General features: G+C 70.5%; 25 protein-coding genes. 18 read left to right on the top strand and 7 right to left on the bottom strand.

Translation table 11 applies throughout. The features are described from left to right. Nucleotides 1-15 precede the first annotated feature (15 nt). Nucleotides 16-573, top strand: a complete 558-nt coding sequence (gene hpt / locus OHB21_RS05590; RefSeq protein WP_067513280.1) for a hypoxanthine phosphoribosyltransferase — start codon at nucleotides 16-18, stop codon at nucleotides 571-573. Here hpt and OHB21_RS05585 read toward each other — a convergent pair. Both OHB21_RS05585 and OHB21_RS05580 read right to left on the bottom strand, forming a co-directional pair. Then, complete coding sequence (locus OHB21_RS05585) at nucleotides 558-1,265, bottom strand: cyclase family protein (RefSeq protein WP_067513282.1); 708 nt, start codon at nucleotides 1,263-1,265, stop codon at nucleotides 558-560. The two genes, hpt and OHB21_RS05585, sit on opposite strands and share 16 nt — an antisense overlap. Continuing rightward, nucleotides 1,262-3,358 (bottom strand): serine/threonine-protein kinase, encoded by a 2,097-nt coding sequence (locus OHB21_RS05580; RefSeq protein ID WP_067513318.1) that lies wholly within the window; start codon nucleotides 3,356-3,358, stop codon nucleotides 1,262-1,264. Before OHB21_RS05580 ends, OHB21_RS05585 begins: the two co-directional genes overlap by 4 nt. Before the next feature lie 1,071 nt (nucleotides 3,359-4,429). On the opposite strand from OHB21_RS05580, the gene OHB21_RS05575 reads away from it, so the two are divergent. Continuing rightward, entirely contained in the window at nucleotides 4,430-5,827 is a 1,398-nt protein-coding gene (locus OHB21_RS05575; protein ID WP_195125260.1) for an amidase, read from the top strand. A 3-nt stretch (nucleotides 5,828-5,830) separates the two neighbouring features. Here OHB21_RS05575 and OHB21_RS05570 read toward each other — a convergent pair whose 3' ends face one another. The 3 genes from OHB21_RS05570 to OHB21_RS05560 form a co-directional block, all read right to left on the bottom strand. Beyond that, nucleotides 5,831-6,721, bottom strand: coding sequence for a LysR family transcriptional regulator (locus tag OHB21_RS05570; protein WP_067513284.1), 891 nt, complete (start codon nucleotides 6,719-6,721; stop codon nucleotides 5,831-5,833). A gap of 426 nt (nucleotides 6,722-7,147) precedes the next feature. Next, complete coding sequence (locus OHB21_RS05565; protein WP_067513286.1) at nucleotides 7,148-7,981, bottom strand: SDR family oxidoreductase; 834 nt, start codon at nucleotides 7,979-7,981, stop codon at nucleotides 7,148-7,150. Further along, complete coding sequence (locus OHB21_RS05560) at nucleotides 7,978-9,570, bottom strand: aldehyde dehydrogenase family protein (protein ID WP_067513288.1); 1,593 nt, start codon at nucleotides 9,568-9,570, stop codon at nucleotides 7,978-7,980. Before OHB21_RS05560 ends, OHB21_RS05565 begins: the two co-directional genes overlap by 4 nt. A 161-nt stretch (nucleotides 9,571-9,731) precedes the next feature. Here OHB21_RS05560 and OHB21_RS05555 point away from each other — a divergent pair, with 161 nt between their 5' ends. Continuing rightward, nucleotides 9,732-10,988, top strand: coding sequence for a PucR family transcriptional regulator (locus OHB21_RS05555; RefSeq protein ID WP_067513289.1), 1,257 nt, complete (start codon nucleotides 9,732-9,734; stop codon nucleotides 10,986-10,988). Between the two features lies 1 nt (nucleotide 10,989). On the opposite strand, the gene OHB21_RS05550 is transcribed toward OHB21_RS05555, so the two are convergent. After that, nucleotides 10,990-11,241 carry a DUF2277 domain-containing protein gene (locus OHB21_RS05550; protein ID WP_067513291.1) on the bottom strand — a complete coding sequence of 84 codons (252 nt, stop codon included), beginning with the start codon at nucleotides 11,239-11,241 and terminating at the stop codon, nucleotides 10,990-10,992. A 132-nt stretch (nucleotides 11,242-11,373) separates the two neighbouring features. Between OHB21_RS05550 and OHB21_RS05545 the strand changes: the two genes are divergently transcribed. Further along, nucleotides 11,374-12,204 carry a DUF1266 domain-containing protein gene (locus tag OHB21_RS05545; RefSeq protein ID WP_067513293.1) on the top strand — a complete coding sequence of 277 codons (831 nt, stop codon included), beginning with the start codon at nucleotides 11,374-11,376 and terminating at the stop codon, nucleotides 12,202-12,204. Between the two features lie 12 nt (nucleotides 12,205-12,216). Here OHB21_RS05545 and OHB21_RS05540 read toward each other — a convergent pair whose 3' ends face one another. Continuing rightward, a complete protein-coding gene (locus tag OHB21_RS05540; protein WP_067513295.1) occupies nucleotides 12,217-13,164 on the bottom strand; it encodes a hypothetical protein in 948 nt (315 codons plus the stop codon). Nucleotides 13,165-13,575: 411 nt separating this feature from the next. Here OHB21_RS05540 and ftsH point away from each other — a divergent pair, with 411 nt between their 5' ends. The 14 genes from ftsH to lysS all read left to right on the top strand — a co-directional run bounded on the left by ftsH (nucleotide 13,576) and on the right by lysS (nucleotide 26,637). Beyond that, nucleotides 13,576-15,939 (top strand): ATP-dependent zinc metalloprotease FtsH, encoded by a 2,364-nt coding sequence (gene ftsH / locus OHB21_RS05535; RefSeq protein WP_067513296.1) that lies wholly within the window; start codon nucleotides 13,576-13,578, stop codon nucleotides 15,937-15,939. A gap of 147 nt (nucleotides 15,940-16,086) precedes the next feature. After that, on the top strand, nucleotides 16,087-16,677 hold the full coding sequence (folE, locus tag OHB21_RS05530; protein WP_195125390.1) for a GTP cyclohydrolase I FolE: 591 nt from the start codon (nucleotides 16,087-16,089) through the stop codon (nucleotides 16,675-16,677). A 62-nt stretch (nucleotides 16,678-16,739) separates the two neighbouring features. Further along, nucleotides 16,740-17,558, top strand: coding sequence for a dihydropteroate synthase (gene folP / locus OHB21_RS05525; RefSeq protein WP_195125391.1), 819 nt, complete (start codon nucleotides 16,740-16,742; stop codon nucleotides 17,556-17,558). Then, complete coding sequence (folB, locus tag OHB21_RS05520; RefSeq protein WP_067513322.1) at nucleotides 17,555-17,929, top strand: dihydroneopterin aldolase; 375 nt, start codon at nucleotides 17,555-17,557, stop codon at nucleotides 17,927-17,929. The genes folP and folB overlap by 4 nt, the downstream gene beginning before the upstream one ends. 22 nt (nucleotides 17,930-17,951) lie before the next feature. After that, nucleotides 17,952-18,524, top strand: a complete 573-nt coding sequence (gene folK, locus OHB21_RS05515) for a 2-amino-4-hydroxy-6-hydroxymethyldihydropteridine diphosphokinase (protein WP_067513302.1) — start codon at nucleotides 17,952-17,954, stop codon at nucleotides 18,522-18,524. Nucleotides 18,525-18,526: 2 nt separating this feature from the next. Beyond that, nucleotides 18,527-18,997 carry a DUF3180 domain-containing protein gene (locus OHB21_RS05510; RefSeq protein ID WP_228790314.1) on the top strand — a complete coding sequence of 157 codons (471 nt, stop codon included), beginning with the start codon at nucleotides 18,527-18,529 and terminating at the stop codon, nucleotides 18,995-18,997. A gap of 70 nt (nucleotides 18,998-19,067) precedes the next feature. After that, a complete protein-coding gene (locus tag OHB21_RS05505; RefSeq protein ID WP_113975263.1) occupies nucleotides 19,068-20,204 on the top strand; it encodes a DUF6779 domain-containing protein in 1,137 nt (378 codons plus the stop codon). A gap of 281 nt (nucleotides 20,205-20,485) precedes the next feature. Continuing rightward, nucleotides 20,486-21,418: a Rossmann-like and DUF2520 domain-containing protein gene (locus OHB21_RS05500; protein ID WP_113975264.1), complete on the top strand. Its 933-nt coding sequence runs from the start codon at nucleotides 20,486-20,488 to the stop codon at nucleotides 21,416-21,418. A gap of 85 nt (nucleotides 21,419-21,503) precedes the next feature. After that, a complete protein-coding gene (gene panC, locus OHB21_RS05495; protein ID WP_067514506.1) occupies nucleotides 21,504-22,448 on the top strand; it encodes a pantoate--beta-alanine ligase in 945 nt (314 codons plus the stop codon). Between the two features lie 14 nt (nucleotides 22,449-22,462). Further along, nucleotides 22,463-22,882 carry an aspartate 1-decarboxylase gene (panD, locus tag OHB21_RS05490; protein WP_067514508.1) on the top strand — a complete coding sequence of 140 codons (420 nt, stop codon included), beginning with the start codon at nucleotides 22,463-22,465 and terminating at the stop codon, nucleotides 22,880-22,882. A 22-nt stretch (nucleotides 22,883-22,904) separates the two neighbouring features. Further along, nucleotides 22,905-23,699, top strand: a complete 795-nt coding sequence (locus tag OHB21_RS05485) for a type III pantothenate kinase (protein WP_067514510.1) — start codon at nucleotides 22,905-22,907, stop codon at nucleotides 23,697-23,699. 185 nt (nucleotides 23,700-23,884) lie between these two features. After that, nucleotides 23,885-24,484 (top strand): cysteine dioxygenase, encoded by a 600-nt coding sequence (locus tag OHB21_RS05480; RefSeq protein WP_195125261.1) that lies wholly within the window; start codon nucleotides 23,885-23,887, stop codon nucleotides 24,482-24,484. 8 nt (nucleotides 24,485-24,492) lie between these two features. Beyond that, the gene (locus tag OHB21_RS05475) at nucleotides 24,493-24,915 is read left to right on the top strand and encodes a rhodanese-like domain-containing protein (RefSeq protein ID WP_067514530.1); all 423 of its coding nucleotides are present in this window, start codon (nucleotides 24,493-24,495) and stop codon (nucleotides 24,913-24,915) included. 255 nt (nucleotides 24,916-25,170) lie between these two features. Continuing rightward, the gene (lysS, locus tag OHB21_RS05470) at nucleotides 25,171-26,637 is read left to right on the top strand and encodes a lysine--tRNA ligase (RefSeq protein WP_067514512.1); all 1,467 of its coding nucleotides are present in this window, start codon (nucleotides 25,171-25,173) and stop codon (nucleotides 26,635-26,637) included. The last annotated feature ends 98 nt before the right edge of the window (nucleotides 26,638-26,735 follow it).

Genomic DNA, 26,735 nt, shown 5'->3' with positions numbered 1-26,735 from the left:
GGGACCCCAACTGACGTGTACGGCGACGACATCGCGTCGGTGTTGATCACCGAAGAGGAGATCGCGGCCAAGACCAAGGAACTGGCCGAGCTCATCGCCAAGCGCTACCCCGCGGACGCGCCGGAGGGCGATCTGCTGCTGGTCGGCGTGCTCAAGGGCGCGATCTTCTTCATGACCGACCTGGCCAAGGCGCTGCCGATCCCCACCCAGATGGAGTTCATGGCGGTGTCCTCCTACGGTTCGTCCACCTCCTCCTCGGGCGTGGTGCGCATCATGAAGGACCTGGACAAGGACATCGCGGGCCGCAACGTGCTGATCGTCGAGGACATCATCGACTCCGGTCTCACGCTCTCGTGGCTCAAGCGCAACCTGTCCACCCGCAATCCCGCCTCGCTGGAGGTGGTGACGTTGCTGCGCAAGCCCGACGCGCTGCGCACCCCCGTCGAGGTCGCACACGTCGGCTTCGACATCCCCAACGAGTTCGTGGTGGGCTACGGCCTCGACTACGCCGAGCGCTACCGCGATCTGCCCTACATCGGCACGCTGGACCCGAAGGTCTACGGCGGGGCCTGAGGCAGCAACGCGAAGATCGTCGCGGGCGAGCCGGAGCCGTCCCGGTGGACGGCGCCGCCCGCCACGATCCACGCGCCGGTCTCGGGGAGTTCGGCCAAGCCCGCGAGGCATTCGAGGCTGATCCGGTGCGCGCCGTAGAGCAGTTTCGACACCGCGTAGGTGGGGTCGGCGCCGTCGGGGCCGAAGGTGTCGATGCCGAGGGCGCCGCGCTCGCCGAGGCGGCCGGTGTGCAGCAGCCAGGTGAGCGTTTCGAGGGCGAATCCCGGTTGGCGGCCGGTGAATTCGGGGCGGCCCCATTTCGCGTCCCAGCCCGTCCACGCGATCACCGCCGAGCCGTCGGGGATACGGCCGTGTAGCGCTTCCCAGGCGCGCAGATCGTCCACGGTGACGAGATAGCCCGGGGCGGCGGCGCACTGTTCGCGCACGTCGACTTTCACGGCGGGCAGCACCAGGTCTTCGGGGTCCAGTTCGTGGGCGGCCAGACCGTCGGCGCGGAAGTGGATCGGTGCGCCCCAATGGGTTCCGGTGTGCTCGCCCTGGTGCACGTAGCGCAGGTAGTAGCCGTCGTCATCGATCGTCGCGACCACCTCGGCGCGGAATTCCGGGTCGCCAGGGAAGATCGGCGTGGTCGCCGGATCGTGCACGTGGGACAGGCTGATCACCCGGCCGAACGGGCGCGCCGGCCGGCTCACCGCGGCGCGGCCTGCTCATCGGGCTGCTGTTCCGGGGTGGGCGCCACCACGCGTTCGAGGGCCCGCAGATCGTCCTCCAGCGCGCGGAACAGCAGGTAGGTGATGACGAACGCGATGATCGCGCCCGCGCACAGCACCCGCACCGCGACGATCACCGATGGGATGTCGGCCGGCGGCAGGAATGTCACGCCCGCCACCGCCAGCAGCGGCACCGACGCCGCGATCGCCAGGTAGCCGTTGCAGCGGCGGTCCAGGCCGCGCAGGCGTACCGCGTCCTCGGCGTCGATCTCCCCGTGGCGCAGGAAGATCGGATAGACGCAGCGGACGATGTAGAAGCTGGCCAGGAAGAACGGATACGACGCCGCGATCGCACCGCACACCACGATTGACGCGAGGAAGTGCACGATTGCGTTGGCGGTGATGTCGCCGGTCGACAGTTGCAGGGCAAGAGGGAAGATCAGGGCCGACAGCACCCACAGCAGGAACGCGACTGCCACCGCGCGTTCGCTGACCAAGAGCGTGTCGGTTCTGGCTCGGCGCAACGTATCCGGGTCGTATCTGCGGCCTTGCCGCAGGCCCCGCGTCACCGTGAGCACATAGCGCGACACATACAGCACCACAAGGAAACCCAGCGGGAAGAACACCGCGTTCACCACGCTGGTGATGATCAGGAAGGTGCGCTGCGCGTCCTCGGGCATCCGGTCGACGATCAAGGTCTGGTTGTGCTGGATGTTGTACAGCGAGGCCAGCACATTCGGCACGCCGATCGCGATCAGCAGCACCGGGACGATCCACCGCCGCAGCCGCAGCCGCCAGCTCCCCGGCTGGGGATCGACCAATTCGCGGGCGCGCGCGTCCAGGCACAGGTCCAGCTGTTTGGCGAGCACCGCGCCGTCGGCCCAGCGCCTTTCCCGTTCCGGCTCCAGGCATTTCAGCAGCACTCGGCGCAGCGCGGCCGGGCAGTCCGGCGGCACCCGGTCCAGCGCGTGGGATTCGACGCCCACACTGCGGCGCTCCAGCATGGCTTCCAAGGTGGTGTCGTCGCCGCGTCCGTCCGCGCCCGCGGTGGTGTCGTCGAACGGCTTCGCGCCGGTGAGCAGTTCCCACAGCACCACGCCCAGGGAGAAGATGTCGGCGCGGGTGTCCAGATCGGCGGCGGTGCGGTCGCGGCCCGGATGGCAGGCCTCCAACTGTTCGGGCGACATATAGGCCAGCGAGCCGCCGAAGTATGCCACCGGGCTGGTGCCCTCGACGTTGCGGCTGAAACTGATATTGAAATCGGCGAGCTTGGGCACCGCCTCGGCGGTGAGCAGCACATTGGCCGGTTTCACGTCGCGGTGCAGCACGCCGTGCGCCGACGCGTAATCCAGCGCCTCGGCCAGCCTGCGGCCCAGCCAGGCGACAGTCTCCGGCCAGCTCAACGTCGCGATCTCGGCGCGCACACTGGAATCGGTGGGCCGGATCTCGCCCTTCTCCTCCATCGCCGCGTCCACCGCGTCCAGCAACAGCCTGCCGCTGCGCTCGGCGGGCGGAGTGGCGCGCACCCAGCGCAGCGCGCCGAGCAGCGTGCCGCCCGGCAGGAACTGCATGTACAGCAGGCGCAACCGTCGATTGCCCGCCTCGCCCGCGCGGAGCAGGCGCTGATCGAAGACGCGCACGATGTAGTCGTGATCCAGCTGGGCCAGCGTCTGCGGTTCGGTACCGTGATCGGCCGAGATCTTCACCGCGACCAGCCGCTGCAACGAGCGCTGCCGCGCCAGGAACACCCGCGCGAACGCACCGCTGCCCAGGCCGGTCAGCAGGTCGAAGTCATCGATGCGCTGACCGACCTCGATCCGGTCCAGCGGATCGGCGCCCCGCAACCCCGAGGTCTCGTCGCCGATCGCGGTGGCCGTGAGATCGGTGGTGCCGATCCCCGTCGCGGTCGCGTCCATGTCCGTAGTACGAACCGACGGAGTGGTTCGGTTCAATGCGGCCCGGGTGGGGTCGTCGGTGGTGGGGGTGTTTTCGGGGGGCCACGGGCGGGTGTTGTCCGGTGCGGCGGCGCGGGTCGGCTCGCCCGGGTCGGGCTCGGTGGTGAGCGAGTCGTTGATGGGTGTGTTTCGGTCCGGGCGGTCGGGTTCGCCGGTGGGCGGGTGGCCGGTCGGCCGCGGTGCGCCCGTTCCGGCCGACGATCGCGCGGCCTGGCGCGTGCCGTCGAGGCCGGGGGAGTCGGCCAGGGGTGTCCCCGCGGTATGGCGGGTGATGTCGGATTCGGTTCTGTTGCTGGATGATTCGTCGAAAGCGGGGTCGGTTACGGTCGAGTTGTCCGGCTGGTCCCGGACGTGCACGGTGATGTCGTTTTCGGGTGCGGCGAGGTCGGTGGCGGGGCGGGTGGCGTCGGGCTCGTGTGCGATCGGCGGGGTTCCGCCGGCGTCGCGTATCGAGGGATCGGCGCTCTGAGCCCCACGGCCGCGGGGTGCGCGGAGGGTGCGGTGGCCTCGGTCGGTGTCGTCTGCGGTACGAGGTGAGCCGGGTTCGTCGTCGCGGTCGTCGTCCGGGGTGGCGCGGCGGGTGCTCTGGTCGACGTCGTCGGTGTTGAGGAGTTCGCGGAGTTCGGCGGATTGGTGCGGGTATTCGCGCAGGTAGTCGCGGGGGTCGACGCGTTCGCCGCTGTGCCTGCGGACGACGAATTCCTCGTACACCAGGCCCGCGGGCAGATTCTCGGGCTCGAGGTCCGGGAACTCGGCGCAGTACTCGGCGAGCCGTTTGCGCCGAGCGGTGGCGGGGGAGCGGTGCAACCAGCGGTGTCGCAGGTCGACGCGGATCAGTTCGATCAGCGCCTCGAAGCGCAGCGTGCGCGCGTCGGGCAGGAAGGCGGCGATCTGGGGGAGCGGGCCCGGCCCCTCCTCCGGCGGCAGGCGCGACACGGCCGCCCACGCGTCGGCGAAACGCGCGACCGCGACGGACTCCGAGTGCAGGAGTCTGGCGCCGGTCGCGGAGCCCGAGGCCGGATCGGGGCGGGGAGTCCCCTCGGACTCGCTATTAACCATGGGACCACCAGCTGTAGAGAAACCCGCCACACCCGACGTCATCGTCCCCCGAGCAGTATCCGAAATGATAACTTGCGCCACAACAGCGGATCACCCGATTTCGACAACGATGCGACGGGGGCGAATCAGCACATGTACGACGAGGCCACGGCGGTAGCGGAGGATTCGGCGCACACCACGACCCCAGCCGCTCCCACACCCGCCACCCACCCCCTCGCCACCCCGCCGGAAGAATCCCCGGATCTCGACCGGCACGCCGGGCCCGCGACTCAGCCGCGCCGGAGCTGGGCGGCTGGCGAACCCGCATCTCCCGGACCCGCCGCCGAGATCGTGGCCGCCGTACAGGAAGGGACCGCCACCCCCTCGGAAATCGTGGCCGGTGCACTCGCGCGCATCGCCGAGACGGACCGGTGGACCAACGCTTTCCGAGTGGTCGATGCCCGCGACGCGCGCCAGGCAGCAGTGGCACTCGCCAAGCGGGTAAACCTCGACGCACTGCCGATGGCAGGTGTCCCCGTCTCGGTCGATCGGGAGTGGAGCGGTGATCCGGTGGTGAACCGGTTGCGCGACGCGGGCGCGATCGTGGTCGGCCGAACCGCCGTCTCGGAACTGGGCCTGTGGCCGATGACGGACGCGCCCGGCCGGATCACCCGGAATCCCTGGAACACCAAGCGCGGGGCCGGTGGGTCCGCGGGCGGCGCGGCGGCGGCCGTCGCGGCGGGCTTGGTACCCGTGGCGCATGGCGACGGCGGATTCTGGTCGGTGCGGGTGCCCGCGGCGTGCTGCGGGGTGTTCGGGCTCCAGCCGGGCCGCACCATCGGCGACACCGGCGGCGTGCTGGCCACCACCGTCGACGACGCGGCGCTGGTGCTCTCCGTCCTCGCGGCTCGCCCCGACCTGGCCTGCCCGGAACCGCCCGGACATCTACGCATCGCGCTGGCGCTGAACGCCCCGCTACGACTATCGCGCCGGGACCCGTACTGGATCGACGCGGCCCGCGCGGCGGCGGCCGTCGCCGAAGCGGCAGGTCACCGCGTCGAGGAAGCCGAACTACCGTACGGCGACATCGCGTCGGCCCTGCTACCGCGCTGGCTCACGATGGCCCTACCGGACCGGACCCCCGATCTACCCCCGCGCACCCGCAGGCACCTGGCCTTCGGCCGTCTCGCCCGCCGCCTGCACGCGACCCGCTCCACCCGGATCGACCGGGCCGAAGCCCGGCTGCTGGAATTCTTCGAACGCTACGACGCCGTGATCACCCCGGCGCTCGCCGCCTCCCCGCCCCGCGCTACGGCGTGGCATCACAGGGGATGGGCGGCCAATCTCCGCACCGCCGCGCGCTTCGCGCCCTTCACCCCCGTCTGGCACCTGATCGGCTGGCCCGCCGCGTCCGTGCCGATGGGCACGCACCCGCACACGGCCACGCCGCTCGCCGCGCAACTGGCCGCGCCACCCGGCCGGGAAGCCGCCCTGCTCGGGCTCGGCGCCCAGCTCGAGCGCCTGCACCCGTGGCGGCGGACCGTGCGCTGAGCGTCAGCTCGCGAGCGGTTGCTGCTGCTGGGTCGCGAAACCGCCGTCCACGGCGCGGCTCGCGAATTCCAGGATGGTCGGGCGCGAGTCGTCGGCCCGCCACGCCACGGCCAGTTCGCACGGGGCCAGGCCCGTGACGGGGCGCGCGGTGAGTCCCGGCCAGCGATACATCGGCACGTTGTTCTCGGCCAGCAGGCAGACGCCGAGTCCGAGGCTCACGGCCTCGAGCTTGTCCTCGGGGGTGGCCGCCTCCGCGCCGATGCGCGGGGCGCGCCCGCCGCGGGCGTCGTTGCCGAGCCAGAAGTCGCGCACCGCACCGGCTTCCGAGGGCAGCGCGATGAACGGCTCGTCGAGCAGATCGGCGAAGTCGATGGCGTCCTGGTCGGCCAGCGGGTGGTTCTCCGGCAGCAGCACCCAGCGCGGCTCGGTGCGCAGCACCTGCCAGCGGTAGCGGTTCGGGTCGGGCAGCGGCAGCCACACCAGCGCCAGATCGGCCTGGCGCCCGGCCAGTCCGCTGGACGGATCGGTCCAGGACGCGGCGTGCAGCGCCAGCCGATGCCCGCTCGCGCTCTCCAGATCGTTGAGCAGCCCCCGGCCCAGCGCGGACTGGATGCCCACCCGCAGCACCTCGCCGGCCTCCTGGAGGGACACGTTGGTGACCTCCCAGAGTTCGAGGATCTTGCGGGCGCCCTCCAGCAGTTCCTTGCCCGCGACGGTCAGGGCGACGCTGCGCTGGTTGCGATCGAACAGGACCACGTCGAGCTGGCGCTCCAGCTGGCGGATCTGGCGCGACAGGGTCGGTTGGGCGATGTGCAGCCGCTGGGCGGCGTTGGTGAAATGCAGTTCCTCAGCGACGGCGACGAAATACCGCAGGTCGCGCAAGTGCGGGTCCATAGCCCCTTGCTATCAGAATCGGTCCGCAATTTCCAGCCTTATCAGGCCGGAAAGTTTGGATAGTGGCATCGAAACAGTCGGCAGGTTTGTTAGTGACAGCATATTGCCTGAGCCGGACATATGCATCACCGATATGGCGAATTTCCGGCAGCCCGCGCGCATCCGGCGTATCCCCCTGGCTCTGGACGATTGACCAGCGCATATCGTCCGCCACCGTACCGTACTCGACGTCATGCCAGCTCGCCGGGCGCTCGCGGGCTATCGATCGGGAACCGCGCGCGCCGCCGAGTTGCGCCGGTCACGGAAAAATATGTGACGTTGAACACGTTTCGGCGCGCCGGAGTGACTGCGGCTGCCCGCATGCCGGAAACGCGACGAGGGCGCCGCGGCCATCTCGACCGCGACGCCCTCGGATACCGCCGGGCGTCAGGCGCCCCGCACGCGCTCCTCGTAGGCGCGGCGCTGCTCGGTGTCGACATCGCCCAGGAACGCGTCGCTCGCGCCGAGCGCCCGCGCGATCCCGTCGCCGACCGCCTCCGGCAACAGTCCGACCACCTGCGAGATCAGGCCCGCGACGGTCGTGACCCGCACCTTCGACCGCGGCGAGGCGATGAGATCGGCGATGGCGTCGGCGATCTCCTCGGGCTCGGCCGGCCGCAGCACCTTCGGCGTGCTCACGCCGGACCCGAGCTCGGTCTTGGTGAGCGTCGGCAGCACCGACGAGAACCGCACGCCACTCTCGCGATACTCCTCGCGCAGCGTGTCGGTGAACCCGAGTACCGCGTGCTTGCTCGCGTTGTAGGTGGCCAGGCCGGGGATGTGGGTCTCACCGGCCAGCGACGCGATATTGATGATGTGGCCCGCTCCGCGCGGCAGCATCCGGGCCAGGCCCAGCTTGGAGCCCAGGATCACGCCGTAGACGTTGATGTCGAGGATGCGGCGGGTGATCTGATCGGGCTCGTCCACCAGGCGGCCGGTCGGCATGATGCCCGCGTTATTGATGAGCACGTCCACCGGGCCGACCGAGCGCTCCACCTCGTCCAGGAACGCCTCGAACGAGGTATGGTCGGTCACGTCGAGCTTGCCGTAGAACTCGAAATCGCGCGCCGCGCCGGACTCCTTCACGGTGACCTCGTCGATGTCGCCGATCGCGATCTTCGCGCCGAGCGCCTGCAACGCGGTCGCGGTGGCCAGCCCGATGCCGCGGGCGCCACCGGTGATCACCACGACCTTGCCGCGGATCTTCGCCGAGTCCGTCATTTGTCGTCTCCCTTGAGTTTCAGCAGTGCGGGGATGTCGATGCGGCGCAGTCCGCGCGCCCCCGCCGCGCGCATCGCGCCGAGCGCGGTCAGCAGCTTGGGAACCTGGTACGGGTACCAGAACAGTTCTTTCTGCTGGGTGGGCAGCATCGGTTTGGTGATGGCCTGCTTGCGGCAGTACTTGCGCACGCCCTCGGCGCCGCCCCAGCGCGCGCCGACGCCGGACAGCCCCCAGCCGCCCATCGGCAGCGCGTAGCTGAACAGGTTGGCGAAGACGTCGTTGATATTGACCGCGCCGGCGTTCAGCTGCCGGGCGATCCGCTCGCCGCGCTCCTTGTCGCCGGTCCACACCGAGGCCGACAGGCCGTAGATGGAGTCGTTGGCCAGGCGGATCGCCTCGGCCTCGTCGGCCACCTTCATCACCGGCAGCGTCGGGCCGAAGGTCTCCTCGGCGACGCAGGACATGTCGTGGTTCACGTCCACCAGCACGGTCGGTTCGAAGAACGTGCCCTGGCCGGTCGCCTTGCCGCCGGTGAGCACCCGCGCGCCCGCCGCGACGGCCTCGTCCACGTGCCGCTGCACGATCCGCACCTGGTTCTCGTTGGCGAGGGCGCCCACGTCGTGCTTGAGCTCGCGCTCGTCGATGCCCTGGCGCAGGGCCTTGACGTTCTCGGTCAACTTCGCGACGAACTCGTCGTAGACCGGGGCCTCCACGTAGACCCGCTCCACCGAGATGCACACCTGGCCCGCGTTGAACATGCCGCCGAAGGCGATGCCGTGCGCGGCGCGGTCGATATCGGCGTCGGCGAGCACGATGGCCGGGTCCTTGCCGCCCAGCTCCAGGCTGTAGGGCACCATCCGCTCCACGCAGGCGGCCGCGATCCGGCGGCCGGTGGCGGTGGACCCGGTGAACTGGATGTAATCGGCGTTGGCCACCACGGCCGCGCCCGTCTCGCCCGCGCCCGTCGCGACCGCCAGCACCGGCGGCGCGCCGATCTCGGCCCAGCCCCTGGCCAGTTCCAGCGCCGAGAGCGGGGTCACCTCCGACGGTTTGAGGAGCACCGCCGCGCCCGCGGCGAGCGCCGGGATCACGTCCATGATCGGCATCGCCAGCGGGAAGTTCCACGGCGTGATCACCCCGACCACCGGATACGGCCGGTAGGCGACGGTGAGCTTCTTGACCCGCGCCAGCGGGCTGTGCGGCGACGGGTGGTCGTCGGCGAGGAATTTGGCCGCGCGGCGCGCGTAGTAGCCGATGAGGTCGGTGCCGAACGCCGGGTCGATCAGCGCGTCGGCGCGCGGTTTGGAGGTCTCCGACTGGAGCACGTCGGCCAGGTGCTCGGTGTTGTCGATCAGCCAGTCCTGGAGTTTCAGCAGCCACTCCTTGCGGCCGTCGGGGCCGATGGCCTCCCATTCCGGCTGGTAGAGGCGCAATTCGCGCACGGTGGCGGCGACCTCGTCGGCGGACTGGATCGGCACGGTGCCCACGATCCGGCCGGTGCCGGGATTGCGCACCTCGAGGACGGTCGGCGCGGTCTGCTTCGCGCGCGGCGCCCGCTTCTTCGCCGTGCTCGGCTCGGTATCGGTCACTTGCTGTCTCCCACTGCGTCGTGTGCGGTGCGCCGCTGCCGGCGTCCGCTGTGAATCAGCTCACTGAACTATGATCGTGACACAATGTGAACCAGGATTCTTGGACCACTTTGTCAACGGAATCGGATCTTCTTGTGACAGCGGAACAAAGTCGCCGGCGCGTGGCCACCGACAGCCAGGTGGTGCGGGACTGGCTGGCCGAGTACGTCTTCGAGACCATGCGCACCGAGACGCTGGAGGCCGTGGTCGACCGGCTCGACCGGGCCATCGTGGCCCGCGTCCCCGAACTGGCCGACCGCGATATGAACCGCGATCTGGCCGCCAGCACCCGCGCCCACGCCAGGACCATGCTGAGCGGGCTCACGGTCGACACGTTCGACTACGCGCTACCCGAGGAGGCGCACACCTTCGCCCGCACCGTCGCCCGGCGCGGCTACGACCTGCGACTGCTGCTGCGCACCTACCACTTCGGCATGGACGCCGTGCTCGATTACATGACCGACGCGCTCGACCAGCGCGAGGTCCCGCCCGAGATCGAGACCGCGGTGCTGCTGCGCCTGTTCGACCGCGCCACCAAGTGGGTGAACATGTCGGTCGAACTACTCACCGACACCTATATGGAGGAGCGTGAACGGGTGCTGCGCGCGGCGCTGAACCGCCGCACCGAGACCGTGCACGCGCTGCTGGCGGGGGAGGAGCTCGACGCCGACCAGGCGTCGGTGCGCCTGGGTTACCGGCTCACCGGCCACCACCTGCCGTACGTGCTGTGGACCGACACCGACACCACCGACGGTGAACTCGCCGCGCTCCTGGAACGGGCCGCGGGCCGCGTCGCCACCGAGCTGGGCTGTGCCCGCCCGCTCATCGTGCCGTCGGGCGCGACCGGGATGTGGGCCTGGGCGAGCGTCGAGGACCCGGGCCGCGCGGCCGAACTCGCCGCGCCCGGCCGGCTCGTCCGCGAACTCGACGGACGGGTCGAGCCCCCGGTGCGGATCGCGTTCGGCGTGCCCGCGCCGCGCCTGGACGGATTCCTGGCCGGGCACCGGGAGGCCGTCGCCGCCCGGCAGGTGGCCGAGCGGGGCGCGGGTGGTGCGCGCGTGGTCGCGTACCGGGATGTGGAGATCGCCTATCTCGCGGGCGCCGACGAATCGGCCATGCGCGGACTCGTCCGCCGCGAACTGGGCCCGCTCGCCGGCGCCGACCCCGCGGCGGTCCGGCTGCGCGAGACGCTGCGCGCCTACCTGGGCACCCACCGCAGCCCGGAGGCCACGGCGAAACTACTGGGGGTGCACAAGAACACCGTGCGCTACCGCGTGCAGCGGATCGAGGAGTTGCTCGGGCACCCGGTCGAGCGGCGGGGGTTGCCGCTCGAGGTCGCCTTGGCCTGTGTGGCGGCCTACGGCGTGGAGACCGGGTAGCTCAGTCCACCGCGGCGCGCCGCAGCGGCGGCTCGGCGGCGGTCGCGTCCACCGGCGAGTCGGGCAGCTCGGCGAGCAGTGTGGTGGTGGCCGCGGCGATGGTGGCGACCGCTTTGTCGACCGCCGCTTTCGTGGTGACGCTCAGTCCGGAGACGCCACCGACCTTGCGCACGTACTGCAGTGCGGCAGCGTAGATTTCCTGCTCGGTAGCCGCAGGTTCCAAGCCGCGCAGGCGGGTGATGCTTCCACTCATGGGTGCACATTAGCTGGCTGTCGGCCGATGCGGCAGTGCGGAAAGCGGGGTAACGCGAATTCACCGCCGGACACGCGGGCAGCTCGGCGATATCCGGGTACCCGGCCGGATCGATGGGGAACAATCGGTGGCATGCCAGCCCGCGGTATACCCACATTGACGACCTTCCCCTACGAAGAGCTCGACAAGCGGGAGGAGGACCACTGGTCCGGCGCCGCGGTGTCCGACGACGAACTGCGCGCGCTGGCGCTCGGCGGCTTCTACTCGACCCGCTGGGACGCCTTCCACGACGCGCTGCTGCTCGGTCCCGAGCGCGAACACCCGCTCGGCGACCGCCGCGAGCTCGCCATCGACACCCTCACCGGCGCCTGGGGCATCACCGACGGCACCGAGGCGCAGGCCTCCATGGAACAGCTGCTCGACGGGATGCACGCCCCGCTCTACGCGCTGGTCCACCCGTTGGTGAAGGCGTCGCTCAACGCCACCGAGCGCGACCGCTTCGGCGAGCGCGCCGACCGGCACCGCGCCTTCCTGCGCCAGGTCGGTTCCTTCCGCGGTATGGAGAACCCCGAGGCGCTGGTCCGCGACTACGACATCTGGTCCCAGGCCATCAAGATCGGTTTCACCGACCACCTCGCCCGCCCGCTGCCCGCCGACATCCACGCCTGGGATCTGGCCCGCGTGGTCGCGGTGGCCAGGATGGCGTTCACCGCCGGGTACCTCGACGCCGATGTGGCGTGGGGCTACCTCATGCGCGCGCTGCCGCTGGCCCAGCGCAAGTACCGCAACTGGCGCCAGTTCGGCGACGCCTACCTGGCCGGCTGGACCTACTGGCAGGCCTGCGAGGACCTGGCGGAACTGAAGAACGGCGGCGTCGACCGCCGGATGGAGCTGTTGCGCCTGTGGACGCGGCCCACCAGCCCGTGGCGGCGGATCCCGCTGCACGGGAAAGAGGAGGGCTGAGGCCCGCGCCCGCTACCCGGAATCGGGCAGCGAGCGCAGGATGCCGCGACCGTAGCGCTGGAACTGGCCGTCGTCGACCATGCCGAGCGAATGCCGTTCGACCAGCAGTTCCCATTCCGAATACAGCTGGGCCACACCGGGATCGGGCGCTCCGGAGGCGCCGTCGGCGGAATCGCGGCGCACCGCGAAGTTGACCGCGCAGGCCACCCGCTCGGTGTCGGCGCGGTCGGCGCCGGTGAAGTGCAGGGTGCGGTTGCCGTCGTGCACCTCGATGACGGTCGCGCCGCCCGGGGTGTCGATCTCGCCGGGGACCGGCACCGAACCCTCGATCGACCTGGCCCACAGCACCGCGGGGACCGGCAGTTCGTGCGCGTAGCGGGCGCCGGAGCCGATCGAGACGAACAGCAGCCTGCCCGTGGTCGCGGCGAGCAGCCCGGGACCGTTGCCCGCGGGCGGGTGCGCGACGGTGACCGCCGTCTCGAGCACGTACTCGTCGGGGGTGACGTAGCGCTGCAACGCCGCGATCGCGGACTTGGCCTCGCGCCGCGGCGCCATCCGGCGCACCGCGCGCTCCACGTCGGCGCGGCTCGGCCCGGACTTGGTCCAGGTGGGGGCGGGCGGATTCAGATCGGGCGCGGCCACATCGATGCGCTGCGCGGCCAGGACCTGTTCGTTGATCCGCTCGACGATCTCGCTGGCCGCGGGCACGTCGTGCTCGGCGATCAGCACCGGCAGCGGCGTGCGGTCCGCGGGCACGCCGGTCAGCACCGGGGTGGGATACCGCAGATAGATCTCGATGACGACGGCGTCGTCGGCGCGCCGGTTCAGCCGCACCTTCAGCAGGTCGGTGACCGGCACGTCCAGGACGCGCTCGCCGTCACCGCCGGGCCGCAGCACGATGAGCCTGCCGCGACCGTGACGCAGAATCGCCGTGGGTGTCCGTAGCTCGACTATGTCCATACCCCCTGCGCTCTTATCCGACTCGTCCGATGTGTGGCGCGCGGGTGGCCGCGCCGCGGTATCCGGGTGTGGTTGCCGTGGAGCCGCCTCCTCCGAACTCGTCGCCCACCGCGTGGGTGATGTGTCGTCGCTCACCATAGGTCGAACATGACATGATTGTGGCCACTCGACGAGAACCGTGTCGGGGATCTCGGGAACCTCCGCCGTTCCCCGTCCGTTCAACCGTCGAACCGCACCAACTGCCGCACTGCGCGATGTATCGAGTAGACCGTACGCGGTAACGTGGCATGTCCGCATCCGATCCACCCGGAACCCGGGTCGGTGCGGGCGGAATGTGACACGACGCGCCCGACGTTTCGCTAGGCAGAACCGGAGACACCCGGAAAGGACTGGCCGCCCGGCCTACGCTCTATGAACCGCAAGACAGTGTTCCGCACCCTGGCCATAGTCTCGGGCATCCTGCTCGTGATCTATGCGTTCAGCTATTTCGGCAATGACACACGCGGCTGGAAGAGCGTCGACACCTCGGTGGCGTTGAGCCAGCTGAGCGACAAGGGCAATGTCAAGAACGTCCAGATCGACGACCGCGAGCAGCAGCTGCGGATCGAGCTGAACAACGGCAACGACGCCACCGGCGGCGAGACCCAGATCCTGGCGAAGTACCCGGGCGGTAGCGACACCTCCGGCCGCATCTTCCAGGCCGTGCAGGATTCCGGCGCGCCCTATAACACCGTGGTCAAGCAGGAGAGCTGGTTCACCCAGATCCTGCTGTTCGTGCTGCCGATGATCATCCTGCTCGGCCTGTTCATCTTCGTGATGGCCCGCATGCAGGGCGGTGGCCGCGGCGGCATGATGGGCTTCGGCAAGTCCAAGGCCAAGCAGCTGTCCAAGGACATGCCCAAGACCACCTTCGCCGATGTGGCCGGCGCCGACGAGGCCGTCGAAGAGCTCTACGAGATCAAGGACTTCCTGCAGAACCCGGTGCGCTACCAGGCGCTGGGCGCGAAGATCCCCAAGGGCGTGCTGCTCTACGGCCCGCCCGGCACCGGCAAGACCCTGCTGGCGCGCGCGGTCGCGGGCGAGGCGGGCGTGCCGTTCTTCACCATCTCCGGTTCGGACTTCGTCGAGATGTTCGTCGGCGTCGGCGCCTCCCGCGTGCGCGATCTGTTCGAGCAGGCCAAGCAGAACAGTCCCTGCATCATCTTCGTCGACGAGATCGACGCGGTCGGCCGCCAGCGCGGCGCGGGCCTCGGCGGCGGTCACGACGAGCGCGAGCAGACGCTGAACCAGCTGCTGGTCGAGATGGACGGCTTCGGCGACCGCACCGGCATCATCCTGATCGCGGCCACCAACCGGCCCGACATCCTGGACCCGGCGCTGCTGCGCCCCGGCCGCTTCGACCGGCAGATCCCCGTCGGCAACCCCGACCTGGCGGGCCGGCGCGCCATCCTGCGGGTGCACTCGCAGGGCAAGCCGATCGCGCCCGAGGCCGATCTGGACGGGCTGGCCAAGCGCACCGTCGGCATGTCCGGCGCCGATCTGGCCAACGTCATCAACGAGGCCGCGCTGCTCACCGCCCGCGAGAACGGCGCCGTCATCACCGGTGAGGCGCTGGAGGAGTCCGTCGACCGCGTGATCGGCGGCCCGCGCCGCAAGAGCCGCATCATCAGCGAGCACGAGAAGAAGATCACCGCCTACCACGAGGGCGGCCACACGCTGGCGGCCTGGGCGATGCCCGATATCGAGCCGGTCTACAAGGTCACCATCCTGGCCCGCGGCCGCACCGGCGGCCACGCTATGACGGTGCCCGAGGACGACAAGGGCCTGATGACCCGCTCGGAGATGATCGCCCGCCTGGTCATGGCCATGGGCGGCCGCGCGGCCGAGGAACTGGTGTTCCACGAGCCCACCACCGGCGCGTCCTCCGATATCGACCAGGCCACCAAGATCGCCCGCGCGATGGTCACCGAGTACGGCATGAGCGCGCGCCTGGGCGCGGTGCGCTACGGCCAGGAGCAGGGCGACCCGTTCCTGGGCCGGTCCATGGGCATGAGCTCGGACTACTCGCACGAAGTGGCCCGCGAGATCGACGAGGAGGTGCGCAACCTCATCGAGGCCGCGCACACCGAGGCCTGGGCCATCCTCAACGAGTACCGCGACGTGCTCGACGAGCTGGCCACCGCGCTGCTGGAACGCGAGACCCTGCACCGCAAGGATCTCGAGCAGATCCTGGCCGCGGTGGACAAGCGTCCGCGCATCACCGCGTTCAACGATTTCGGCGACCGGGTGCCCTCGGACAAGCCGCCGGTGAAGACCCCGGGCGAGCTGGCCGCCGAGCGCGGCGAGCCGTGGCCGCCGCCGGAGCTCACCAAGCGCCCCGAGCCCGCGCAGCAGCGCGACGCCGTGCCCGCCAACGGCTATCCGCCCGCGGGCGGATACCAGGCGCCGCCGCAGTACGCCCAGCCCGCGACGGGTGGGCACCCGGTGCCGCACGCGCCCACGCAGGCGTACCCGCGCCCGTCGGGCACGCACGGTTCGCGCCCCGACTACGGCGCCCCCGCCGGTTGGTCGGCCCCCGGCTGGCCGCCGCGCGAGGAGCCGCAGCAGCAGAACTACGGCGGTGGCTGGAGCGAGCGGCCGCGTCCCGGTTACCAGCCGTGGGCCGACCCGCAGCAGGGTGGCAGGCCGCAGCAGGGTGGCTACGAGGAGCAGGGTCGTCCCGCGCCGCGCGAGGACGACGACCGCGACTGGGAGGGACCGAACGGTCGGCGCTGAGCGATCGCCGATTACGCTCGACGTCGGGGTGCCGGGTGATTGCCGGCGCCCGGGATTTGGAGGTGTCCTCGTTTGTCGGCCAACAATCACGTCGTCGGCTCGGCGCTCACCGAGGTAGCGCGCGACGGGCAGCCCGCCCGTCCGGAGCTGGTCGCACTCGGGACCGGCCGGGCTTTCGACCAGGCACGCGCCGAGGCGGCCGTGCGGGAACTGCTCATCGCGGTCGGTGAGGACCCGGACCGTCCCGGTCTGATCGATACGCCCTCGCGGGTCGCGCGCGCGTATCGCGAGGTGTTCGCCGGACTGTACGTGGAGCCCGATCGGGTGCTCGACACCACGTTCGACGAGGGACACCAGGAGCTGGTGCTCGTCCGCGACATCCCCATGTACTCGACCTGTGAGCATCACCTGGTGTCGTTCCACGGCGTCGCGCACGTCGGCTACATCCCCGGCCCCAGCGGCCGGGTGACCGGCCTGTCCAAACTGGCCAGGCTGGTCGACCTGTACGCCAAGCGCCCGCAGGTGCAGGAGCGCCTGACCAGCCAGGTCGCCGACGCGGTGATGCGCAAGCTGGAGCCGCGCGGCGCGATCGTGGTGGTGGAGGCCGAGCACCTGTGCATGGCGATGCGCGGCATCCGCAAGCCGGGCGCGTCGACCACCACGTCGGCGGTGCGCGGGCTGTTGCAGTCCAACGCCGCCTCGCGGGCCGAGGCGCTCGATCTGATCCTGCGCAAGTGAGGGAGGCCGCGGTGTCCGCTCGCCCCGTCGTCCGAGCGCGCGGTGGCCGCTCGTGCGTCGTGATGGGCGTGGTGAACGTCACCAGCGATTCGTTCTCCGACGGCGGGCGCTACCTGGACCCCGAGGTGGCCGTGGCGCACGGCGTGGAGCTGTACCGGGCGGGCGCCGACATCATCGACGTGGGCGGCGAGTCGACCAGGCCGGGCGCGGTGCGCGTGGACCCGAGGACCGAGGCCGCGCGGGTCGTGCCGGTCATCCGCGGACTGGTGGAGGCGGGCGTCCCCGCCAGCGTCGACACCATGCGCGCGAGCGTGGCCGAGGCCGCGCTGGACGCGGGTGCGTCGGTGATCAACGACGTGTCGGGCGGGCGCGCCGATCCGGCCATGGTGAAGGTGGTCGCGGCGGCGGATGCACCGTGGATCCTGATGCACTGGCGCGCGGGCGCCGACTACCGCCACACCGGCCCGGCCGACCATTACGACGACGTGGTCGCCGAGGTGCGCGCCGAACTGTCCGCGCAGGTGGATCTGGCCGTGGCGGCGGGCGTCGAGCCGGAGCGGCTGATCCTGGATCCCGGCCTCGGTTTCGCGAAGAACGCCGACCACAACTGGGCCCTGCTGGCCGCGCTGCCCGAATTCGTCGCGAGCGGCATACCGATCCTGATCGGCGCGTCGCGCAAGCGTTTCCTCGGCGCGCTGCTCGCCGACGAGGAAGGCCCCCGCCCGCCCGACGGCCGCGAGGTCGCCACGGCGACGGTCTCGGCGCTGGCCGCCACCCACGGCGCGTGGGGTGTGCGCGTGCACGATGTGCGCGCCTCCCTGGACGCCATCGCCGTCACCGACGCGTGGCGCCGCGCCGCCGCCACCCGGGTGGCCGGATGAGTTCGGACCGGATCGAGCTGCGCGGCCTGCGCGCGTTCGGCCGTCACGGCGTGTTCGAGCACGAGCGCCGCGACGGCCAGGAGTTCGTCGTCGACCTCACCGTGTGGCTGGACTTCACCGCGGCCGCCGCCTCCGACGACCTCGCCGACACCGTGGACTACGGCGCGCTGGCCGAACGCGCGGTGCGGATCGTGCAGGGACCGCCGCGCGATCTGATCGAGACGGTGGTCTCCGAGATCGCCGACGACGTGATGACCGATCCCCGGATCCGCGCGGCGGAAGTGGTGCTGCACAAGCCCTCGGCCCCGATCCCGCACACCTTCGCCGACGTCCGCGTGGTCACCACCCGCGCCAGGGAGGACGCGTCGTGAACGAATCCCGTTCGGGGACAGTATGAGTCGCGCCGTCCTGTCGATCGGCTCGAATATGGGGGACCGGCTCGCGCAGCTGCGCTCGGTGGTGGCCGGGCTGGGTGAGCGCGTCGTCGCCGTGTCGCCGGTGTACTCGACCGCGCCGTGGGGCGGCGTCGATCAGGACGATTTCCTCAACGCCGTCGTCGTCGCCGAGGACCCGGCGCTGGACGGGTGGGGCTGGTTGCGCCTCGGTCAGGAGTTCGAACGCGCCGCGCATCGCGTGCGCGAAGTGCGGTGGGGGGCAAGGACATTGGACGTGGACGTCGTGACCTGCGCGGAGCGTGGCGCGCCGGTGGTGAGCGCCGACCCCGAGCTGACGCTGCCCCACCCCCAGGCGCACAACCGGGCCTTCGTGCTGATCCCGTGGCTGGATGTGGACCCCGGCGCACACCTTGCCGCCGACGGCGCCGACCGCCCGATCCGCGACTGGCTGGCCGCGCTCGACCCTGCCGAGCGGGCCGGGGTGCACCGGACCGAGTTCGAGCTGCGCGAGGTGCCCGAACGCGGCGATCGTGTCCGCGCGCGCCGGGGGCCGGCCGGGAGGCCCGCGTGAAGCTGCAGCCGACCAGGATGCTCGACCTGCTGATCAACTTCCTGATCGCCGCGGTGGTCGCGTGGATCGCCACCCGCATCGCCTACGGCAATTTCCCGCCCATCTCGGTGTTCGCGGGCGCGTCCCTGTACCCGGTGGCGGCGATCGAGGTGGTGCTGGCGTTCGTCATCCGGTCGCGGGTGAACGACAGCCAGATCGGCGACGGCCGTCACCAGCTGCACCCCATCACCGCCGCCCGCGCGGTGGCGCTGGCCAAGGCGTCGTTGCAGGTGGGGTCGATCGCGGCGGGGATCTGGCTCGGCTTCCTGTTCTGGGTGTTCCCGCAGCGCGGCACCCTGCGGGCCGCCGCGGCCGACGCGCCCGGGGCGATCGTCGGATTCTTCGCGGCGCTGGCGCTGGTGGGCGCCGCGCTGTGGCTCGAGTATTGCTGCCGCGCGCCCGAGGATCCGCCGGACGATCCGGCTACTACTTAGCAAACATTCTGGGTGGAATCACCGTCGCCGCTTCTGTGCGCCCGGGCCCATCCCCGCTACCCTGGCGTCCATGGTTTCACCCTCCCGTAGCAGCACTTCCCGTCGACGGCGGGATCACGCGGGAAAATTGTTCGTCGGCGCGCTGATGGCGCTCGGTCTGGTTGCCAGCATTTTCCTGGTGTTCAGCGACAACCTCCAGTACACCAGGATCGGCCTGGTAGCCGCGCTGTGGGCGGCCGCGATCGGCGCGCTCGCGGCCACGAAATACCGCAAGGACGCCGCCGTCGACAACGCCAAGGTGCGTGATCTCCAGACGGTGTACGAACTCCAGCTCGAGCGGGAGATCACGGCTCGGCGCGAGTACGAGATGGGCGTCGAGGCGCGGGTGCGCGAGGAGGTGGGCGCCGACGCCGCGGAGATGGCCGCGCTGCGCGCCGAACTGACCGTCCTGCGCGAGAGTTTGCAGCGCCTGTTCGACGGCGATCTGCCGATGGATCGCCCCGCGCTGCGCGCCGACGCCACGCGGGTGCAGGAACTGCCGCGCGCGCACGGGAGCCCGGCGAACGGTAGCTCGCCGAATGCCAACGGCCGTCCGGACATGATGACGCCCATCTTCTCGCCCGATCACCCGGCCCCGCCCGCCTTCGCGACCCCGTACGACGAGCCGGTCACCGCCGAGACCTCCGTCGTCACGGTGGACGACGAGTACGACACCGGGCCGATCTCGACCCCCGCCGGGTGGGCCGACGCCTTCACCGATCCCGGCGAGACCGCCGCGCATCCGTACGCCCCGGACGACCCGGACACCGACGTGTCCATCGGCCCGCCGCTCCCGCCCAGCGGCTGGTTCGGCCCCGAGCCCGACGCCGAGGACGCCGGGCGGAGCGCCTCGCTCGGTTCGCCCGATTCGGCCGAGCCGTTCGGCACGCCGGAAGCGGCCGCCGCGTTCGGCGCTGCCGACGCCGAGGGCCCGTTCGGCCCGCCGACCCCGGCCCGGCCCGAGGCACAGTCGGTCCCGCGCCGCCTGCCGCCGCCCGAGGAGCCGGCGCGCCCGTCGATTCCGGAAACGCCCGCCCCGGTGATCGGCACCTCGAGCACGCGCCGCCGCAGGCGGGTGGCGGATGAGGAGAACGGCGACACCGGGCGCCGCCTGTCGGTCGCCGAGATCATGGCGAACCTGCAATCGGAGCGCGGCGGGGACGGATAGGCCGGCAGGACTCGTCGCACGATGCGCGCGGGTCGAGCAGGTTGACGAGCCGCAGCCGCACGTCCGGCCGATATCCGGGCGCTCGCACCTCGCGGCTGTCCGCACCCACCGCCGCCCGCACCCACCGCCGCCCGCAGCCGCACGCGCCCACTGTTCGATATCTCACGTCGCGGCCCCATGGCATGGGGAAACGCCCGGCCGATATCCTCTCCTCGTAACGTCCGGTACCCGCAGCGCGGGACTGGAACGACATCGAGAGGACAACGTTGACCTCGAGAAGTGTGACTTCCGACGACGCGGCTTCGGGTTTCGACCCCGCGCCCGCACGCCTGACGGTGGGAATCGTCTCGGCGGGACGCGTGGGTTCGGCACTCGGCGTCGCACTCGAACGCGCCGGACACGTGGTGTTCGGCGTCGCCGCCATTTCCGACGCCTCCAAGCACCGGGCGCGGACCAGGCTGCCCGAATCGCGGATCCTCCCCGTGGAGGAGATCGCGACGCGCAGCGAGCTGCTGCTGCTCGCCGTGCCCGACACCGAGCTGGCCGGGCTGGTGCGCGGCCTGGCCGGGGCGAAGGTGGTGCGTCCGGGCACCCTCGTGGCGCACACGTCCGGCGCGAACGGTGTGGGCGTGCTCGCGCCGCTGGCCGAGCAGGGCGCGCTGCCGCTGGCCATCCATCCGGCGATGACGTTCACCGGTCACGACGAGGACGTGAGCAGGCTGGGCAACGCCTGCTTCGGCGTCACCGCCGCCGACGAGGTGGGTTACGCCATCGCGCAATCGCTGGTCATCGAGATGGGCGGCGAGCCGGTCCGGGTGTCCGAGGGCGATCGTGCGCTATATCACGCGGCGCTCGCGCACGGCAGCAACCATCTGGTGACCTTGATCCTGGACGCGGTCGAGGCGCTGCGCGAAGCGCTCTCCGGTCCGGGCCTGCTCGGCCAGCAGACCGTCGACGACCAGCCGGGCGGACTGGCCGAGCGCCTGCTCGCCCCGCTCGCCTCGGCCGCCTTGGACAACGCGCTGCGCCGCGGGCAATCCGCGTTGACCGGCCCGGTCGCGCGCGGTGACGCCGACGCCGTCGCCGCGCACCTGGCCGCGCTGGAGGCGGTGGACCCGCGCATCGCGGCGGGCTACCGGGCCATGTCGCTGCGCTCGGCCGAGCGCGCCGACACCAACCCCGCCCTGATCGAGCTCCTGGAAGGACGCCGGTAGATGGATCCGAAGCTGCTGCCCGGCGCGAGCGACGGGCCCGGAGGAGGCATCGTGCGTAACCACGCAGGGCACCGGGAGCGCCGAAATGGATAAACGAGCGTATCGACCCGGCGAACTCACCGTGCACCACGATCCCGCCGTCGTCGCCTCCGTGGCGAAGGCGTTGCGTTCGGTCGGGCGCACCATCGGCTTGGTGCCCACCATGGGCGCGCTGCACGAGGGCCACCTGGAGATCGTGCGCCGCGCCAAGCGCACCAATCAGGTCGTGATCGTCTCGATCTTCGTCAACCCGCTGCAATTCGGCGCGAACGAGGATCTGGACAAGTACCCGCGCACCCTCGACGCCGACGTGGCGCTGCTGCGCGCCGAGGGCGTGGACCTGGTGTTCGCGCCCAGCGTGTCGGACATGTACCCCGACGGCCCGCGCACCACCGTGCACCCCGGCCCGCTCGGCGCCGAACTCGAAGGCGCCAGCCGCCCCACGCATTTCGCGGGCATGCTGACGGTGGTGGCCAAGCTGTTCCAGATCACCCGCCCGAGCGAGGCGTTCTTCGGCGAGAAGGACTACCAGCAGCTCACGCTGATCCGGGAGATGGTGCGCGATCTGAACTTCGACCTGAAGATCGTCCCGATCCCGACCGTACGCGAGGCCGACGGGCTCGCCCTCTCCTCCCGCAACCGCTATCTCGATGCGGCGCAACGGGAAACGGCGCTGACTCTCTCGGCGGCGCTGGCCGCGGGCAGGCACGCGGGCGGCCTCGGCGGCCCGAGCGTGCTGGCCGCCGCCCGCGCGGTGCTCGACACCGCGCCCGGCCTCGACCTCGACTACCTGGAGCTGCGCTCCTCGACCCTGGGCCCCGCGCCCGAATCCGGCAACGCCCGGCTGCTGGTGGCGGCCAAGGTCGGCGCCACCCGGCTCATCGACAACGCCGCGATCACCCTGGGCGCGCCGATCGACGGTCACCCGAACCTCGCGGTCCAGCCGGAACCGGCGGTGTCCGAGCCCGCCCCGAACCCTCACGCTTCCTGAGAAAGGCGACGAAGATGTTGCGCACCATGATGAAGTCCAAGATCCACCGCGCCACCGTGACCCACGCCGACCTGCACTACGTCGGCTCGGTGACCGTCGACCAGGATCTGCTGGACGCCGCCGACCTGCTCGAGGGCGAACAGGTCTGCATCGTCGACATCGACAACGGCGCCCGCCTGGAGACCTACGTGATCGCGGGGGAGCGCGGCTCCGGCGTCATCGGCATCAACGGCGCCGCCGCGCACCTGGTGCACCCCGGTGACCTGGTGATCCTCATCGCCTACGGGATGATGAACGAGCGGGAGATCGCCGAGTACGACCCCAAGGTGGTCTTCGTCGACGAGCGCAACCGCCCCGTCGAACTGGGCTCCGATCCGGCGCACGCCCCCGAGGGATCGGGGCTCACCTCCCCGCGCTCGCTGACCTTCGCCTAGCGCGGGCACGGATCGGGGAGCAATGCTGCTGACCATCGACGTCCGTACCACCAGCATCGAGCTCGGCCTGTTCGCGGGCAGCGGCTCGCACGCGCGGCTGGCCCGGCACTGGCGGATGCACACCAATCCGCTGATGACCGCCGACGAGTTCGCCATGCACGTGCGCGGATTGGTCGGCTCGGAACTGGACACCGTGGTGGGCGTCGCGGCGCTGTCCACGGTGCCGCCGGTGCTGCGCGAATTGCGCGCCATGCTGGCCAAGTATTGGGCGCACGTGCCGCACGTGGTGGTGGAACCCGGTGTGCGCACCGGAATTCCGCTGCTGGTGGACAATCCGAAAGAGATCGGCGCCGACCGGATCGTGAATGCCCTTGCGGCGCATCAGCGTTTCTCCTCGGCGGCGATCGTGGTGGATTTCGGCACCGCCACCATCGTGGACCTGGTCTCGGCCAAGGGCGAATTCCTCGGCGGCGTGATCGCGCCCGGCGTGGCCATTTCCGGTGAGGCGTTGATCGAACGCGCCGCGCTGCGCCGCGTGGAATTGGCGCGCCCGCGTTCGGTGCTCGGCAAGAACACCGTGGAGGCCATCCAGTCCGGCGCCGTATTCGGGTTCGCCGGTCTGGTGGACGGCGTGATCGACCGCATTCGCGACGAGTTCGACGCATTCGCCGGCGACGACGTCGCGGTGGTGGCCACCGGCATCAGCGCGCCGCTGATCGTGCCGGAGTCCGAGACCGTCGAACACCACGAGCCGCACCTCACGCTGACCGGCCTGCGGCTGGTCTACGAGCGCAATCTCGCGCGCAAGCGGGCGTAGGGCCGCGGAAAATGGGGCGAGGGTCACGTGGGCGCCGGGCTTCCGCATCCGGAAAGCGCGCTGATACACTCGGCCGCGTGACATTGCGCGTGCGTACCCGGGAGTGTTGTCGAGGCTGACTAGGCCTCGACCGATCGAGGCCGCCCCTAGGCCCTCGACCGTCACGAACTCCTGGAGATGCGCTGATGCGTTCTTCTGTCATTTCCCTCGATTCCGCGCGCACCACCCTGTCGGCCACCCCGCCGCTGGACCGCGCCGTAGCGCCCACCTTGCCCACCCGCCTGCGTCCCGCCGATCTGCTCCGGCTGACCGACGAGGGCGCCGAGGACGTGCTGGCCGGCCGGTACGACCACCTTCTGCCCACCGGCGGCAGCTGGCCCGTCGACGAGCGCTGGGCCACCCGGCTGCTCACCGACGACGAGGTCGACGTCTGGCTGATCAGCTGGACGCCGGGTAAATCCACCGAACTGCACGACCACGCCGGATCGCTGGGCGCGCTCACCGTGCTCAGCGGCGCGCTGTCCGAATACCGTTGGAACGGCAGGGAATTGCGCAATCGCACCCTGTCGGCCGGCGATCAGGCATCCTTCCCCATCGGCTGGGTGCACGACGTGGAACGCGCCCCCGCCGCCGTCGTCGAATCCACCGGCCCGCTCGAGCCGACGCTCAGCGTGCACGCCTACTCCCCGCCGCTCACGGCCATGTCGTATTACGAGGTCACCGGCCACGGCACCCTGCGGCGCACCCGAACCGTCCTCACCGACCAGCCCGAAGGTGATATCTGATGAGCCGTTTGACCATCGATCAGATGCTCGACGACGCCCGCGCCCGACTCGACCGGATCTACGCGTTCGAGGTGCCCCAGGCGCTCGCGCGGGGCGCGATCCTGGTCGACATCCGCCCGCAGGCCCAGCGCGACCGCGAGGGCACGCTTCCCGGCGCGCTGGTGATCGAGCGGAATGTGCTGGAATGGCGCCTCGACCCGTCGAGTTCGGCGCGCCTGGCGCTGGCCGCCGATCACGACGTGGAATGGATCATCGTCTGCTCCGAGGGCTACACCTCCAGCCTGGCCGCCGCCTCGCTGCAACTGCTCGGCCTGCACCGGGCCACCGACCTCGTCGGCGGCTATCAGGCGCTCAAGGCCGCGGGTCTGCTCACCGTCGCCAGTGGCGCGCCGCACTTCGCCCGCGAGGTGACCGCGCTGGCCTCGCTGTAATCCCCTCGACGCTTCCATCTCGAATTACCCGGTAAACCAATAGCTTTCGACTACCGGTCGCGGTTCGCCCGGAACCGCGACCGGTGCGTCGTGTCCGGGCAAGGGCTCCGGAATCGATGCGGATTCGTTACCGCGGGGCGGGGTGCGGGCGGCTCGCAAAAGGATTTCCGGTGCACGCTAGGGTTAGCGGATGTGAGCACCTCGAACACGCCCCCAGCACGCCCCGCCGCGGAAGTCGACGACGTTCCGGAGCAGATGCGGATTCGCCGGGAGAAGCGTGAGCGGCTGCTCGAAGCCGGCTCCGAGGCATACCCCGTCGTCGTCGCGCGCACCCACACCCTGGCCGAGATCCGCGCCGCGCACCCCGATCTGGCGCCGGACACCGCGACCGGCGAGCAGGTGGGTGTGGCGGGCCGCGTCATATTCCTGCGCAATACCGGCAAACTGTGCTTCGCCATGCTCCAGGAGGGCGACGGCACCAAGTTGCAGGTCATGATCAGCCTGAACGGTGTGGGCGCCGACGCGCTGGCGTCGTGGAAGTCCGATGTGGACCTGGGCGACTTCGTCTTCGTGCACGGTGAGGTCATCTCCTCGCGCACCGGGGAATTGAGCGTGATGGCCGATTCCTGGTCGATGGCGGCCAAGGCGCTGCGCCCGCTGCCGGTGGCGCACAAAGAGCTCAGCGAGGAGTCGCGGGTCCGCCAGCGCTATGTCGATCTGATCGTGCGGCCCGAGGCCAGGGAAATGGCCCGCAACCGCGTGCGGGTGGTGCGCGCGCTGCGCAACGCGCTGGAGCGCCGCGGCTTCCTCGAGGTGGAGACGCCGATGCTGCAGACGCTGCACGGCGGCGCCGCGGCCCGGCCGTTCGTCACCCATTCCAACGCCCTCGATATGGACCTCTACCTGCGCATCGCGCCGGAGTTGTTCCTGAAGCGCTGCGTGGTCGGCGGTATCGAGAAGGTCTTCGAGATCAACCGGAACTTCCGCAACGAAGGCGCCGACTCCACGCATTCGCCCGAGTTCGCAATGCTGGAAACCTACGAGGCCTACGGCACCTACGACGACTCGGCGAAGATGATCCGGGAATTGGTGCAGGAAGTGGCGCAGGAGGCCTTCGGCACGCAGGTCGTGACGCTCGCCGACGGCACCGAATACGATCTCGGCGGCGAGTGGGCGACCGTCGAGATGTACCCCTCGTTGTCGGATGCGCTCGGCGTCGAGGTCACCCCGGAAACGTCTGTCGCGGAATTGCGTGCGCTCGCCGATCGCACTGGACTGGAAATTCCCGAAGGCAAGGGCTATGGTCACGGCAAGCTGGTCGAAGAACTCTGGGAGCACGCATACGGAGACAAGCTCTACGCACCGACTTTCGTGCGCGACTTCCCGGTCGAGACCTCCCCGCTGACGCGGCAGCATCGCAGCAAACCCGGCGTCACGGAGAAGTGGGACCTGTATGTTCGCGGCTTCGAGTTGGCCACGGGCTATTCGGAGTTGGTGGATCCGGTGATCCAGCGCGAGCGGTTCGTCGACCAGGCCAGGCTGGCCGCGCAGGGCGACGACGAGGCAATGGTCCTGGACGAGGACTTCCTCGCCGCGATGGAGCACGGCATGCCGCCGACGACGGGAACCGGCATGGGAATCGACCGGTTGTTGATGGCGCTGACGGGTTTGGGAATCCGCGAAACGATACTGTTCCCAATTGTGCGTCCGGTCACTCGCTGAGGTAACTTGGATCTCGTCTTGGAAATTTCCGAATTCGGGGTATTCTTGCCTCGGGTAATCGGCCTGGAGGCGGGTCGCACGATTTCGAGAGGACGTTC

The organism is Nocardia puris (assembly GCF_036051655.1).
Classification (GTDB): Bacteria; Actinomycetota; Actinomycetes; order Mycobacteriales; family Mycobacteriaceae; genus Nocardia; species Nocardia puris.
This window is presented reverse-complemented; position numbering and strand designations above follow the sequence as displayed.

Excerpts from the sequence above, each read along its gene's own strand:
- OHB21_RS05575 (WP_195125260.1), top strand. The coding sequence starts at position 4,430 with ATGTACGACGAGGCCACGGCGGTAGCGGAGGATTCGGCGCACACCACG.
- OHB21_RS05570 (WP_067513284.1), bottom strand. The coding sequence starts at position 6,721 with ATGGACCCGCACTTGCGCGACCTGCGGTATTTCGTCGCCGTCGCTGAG.
- OHB21_RS05565 (WP_067513286.1), bottom strand. The coding sequence starts at position 7,981 with ATGACGGACTCGGCGAAGATCCGCGGCAAGGTCGTGGTGATCACCGGT.
- OHB21_RS05550 (WP_067513291.1), bottom strand. The coding sequence starts at position 11,241 with ATGAGTGGAAGCATCACCCGCCTGCGCGGCTTGGAACCTGCGGCTACC.
- OHB21_RS05545 (WP_067513293.1), top strand. The coding sequence starts at position 11,374 with ATGCCAGCCCGCGGTATACCCACATTGACGACCTTCCCCTACGAAGAG.
- OHB21_RS05540 (WP_067513295.1), bottom strand. The coding sequence starts at position 13,164 with ATGGACATAGTCGAGCTACGGACACCCACGGCGATTCTGCGTCACGGT.
- ftsH (WP_067513296.1), top strand. The coding sequence starts at position 13,576 with ATGAACCGCAAGACAGTGTTCCGCACCCTGGCCATAGTCTCGGGCATC.
- folP (WP_195125391.1), top strand. The coding sequence starts at position 16,740 with ATGGGCGTGGTGAACGTCACCAGCGATTCGTTCTCCGACGGCGGGCGC.
- folB (WP_067513322.1), top strand. The coding sequence starts at position 17,555 with ATGAGTTCGGACCGGATCGAGCTGCGCGGCCTGCGCGCGTTCGGCCGT.
- folK (WP_067513302.1), top strand. The coding sequence starts at position 17,952 with ATGAGTCGCGCCGTCCTGTCGATCGGCTCGAATATGGGGGACCGGCTC.
- OHB21_RS05505 (WP_113975263.1), top strand. The coding sequence starts at position 19,068 with ATGGTTTCACCCTCCCGTAGCAGCACTTCCCGTCGACGGCGGGATCAC.
- panC (WP_067514506.1), top strand. The coding sequence starts at position 21,504 with ATGGATAAACGAGCGTATCGACCCGGCGAACTCACCGTGCACCACGAT.
- panD (WP_067514508.1), top strand. The coding sequence starts at position 22,463 with ATGTTGCGCACCATGATGAAGTCCAAGATCCACCGCGCCACCGTGACC.
- OHB21_RS05485 (WP_067514510.1), top strand. The coding sequence starts at position 22,905 with ATGCTGCTGACCATCGACGTCCGTACCACCAGCATCGAGCTCGGCCTG.
- OHB21_RS05480 (WP_195125261.1), top strand. The coding sequence starts at position 23,885 with ATGCGTTCTTCTGTCATTTCCCTCGATTCCGCGCGCACCACCCTGTCG.
- lysS (WP_067514512.1), top strand. The coding sequence starts at position 25,171 with ATGCGGATTCGCCGGGAGAAGCGTGAGCGGCTGCTCGAAGCCGGCTCC.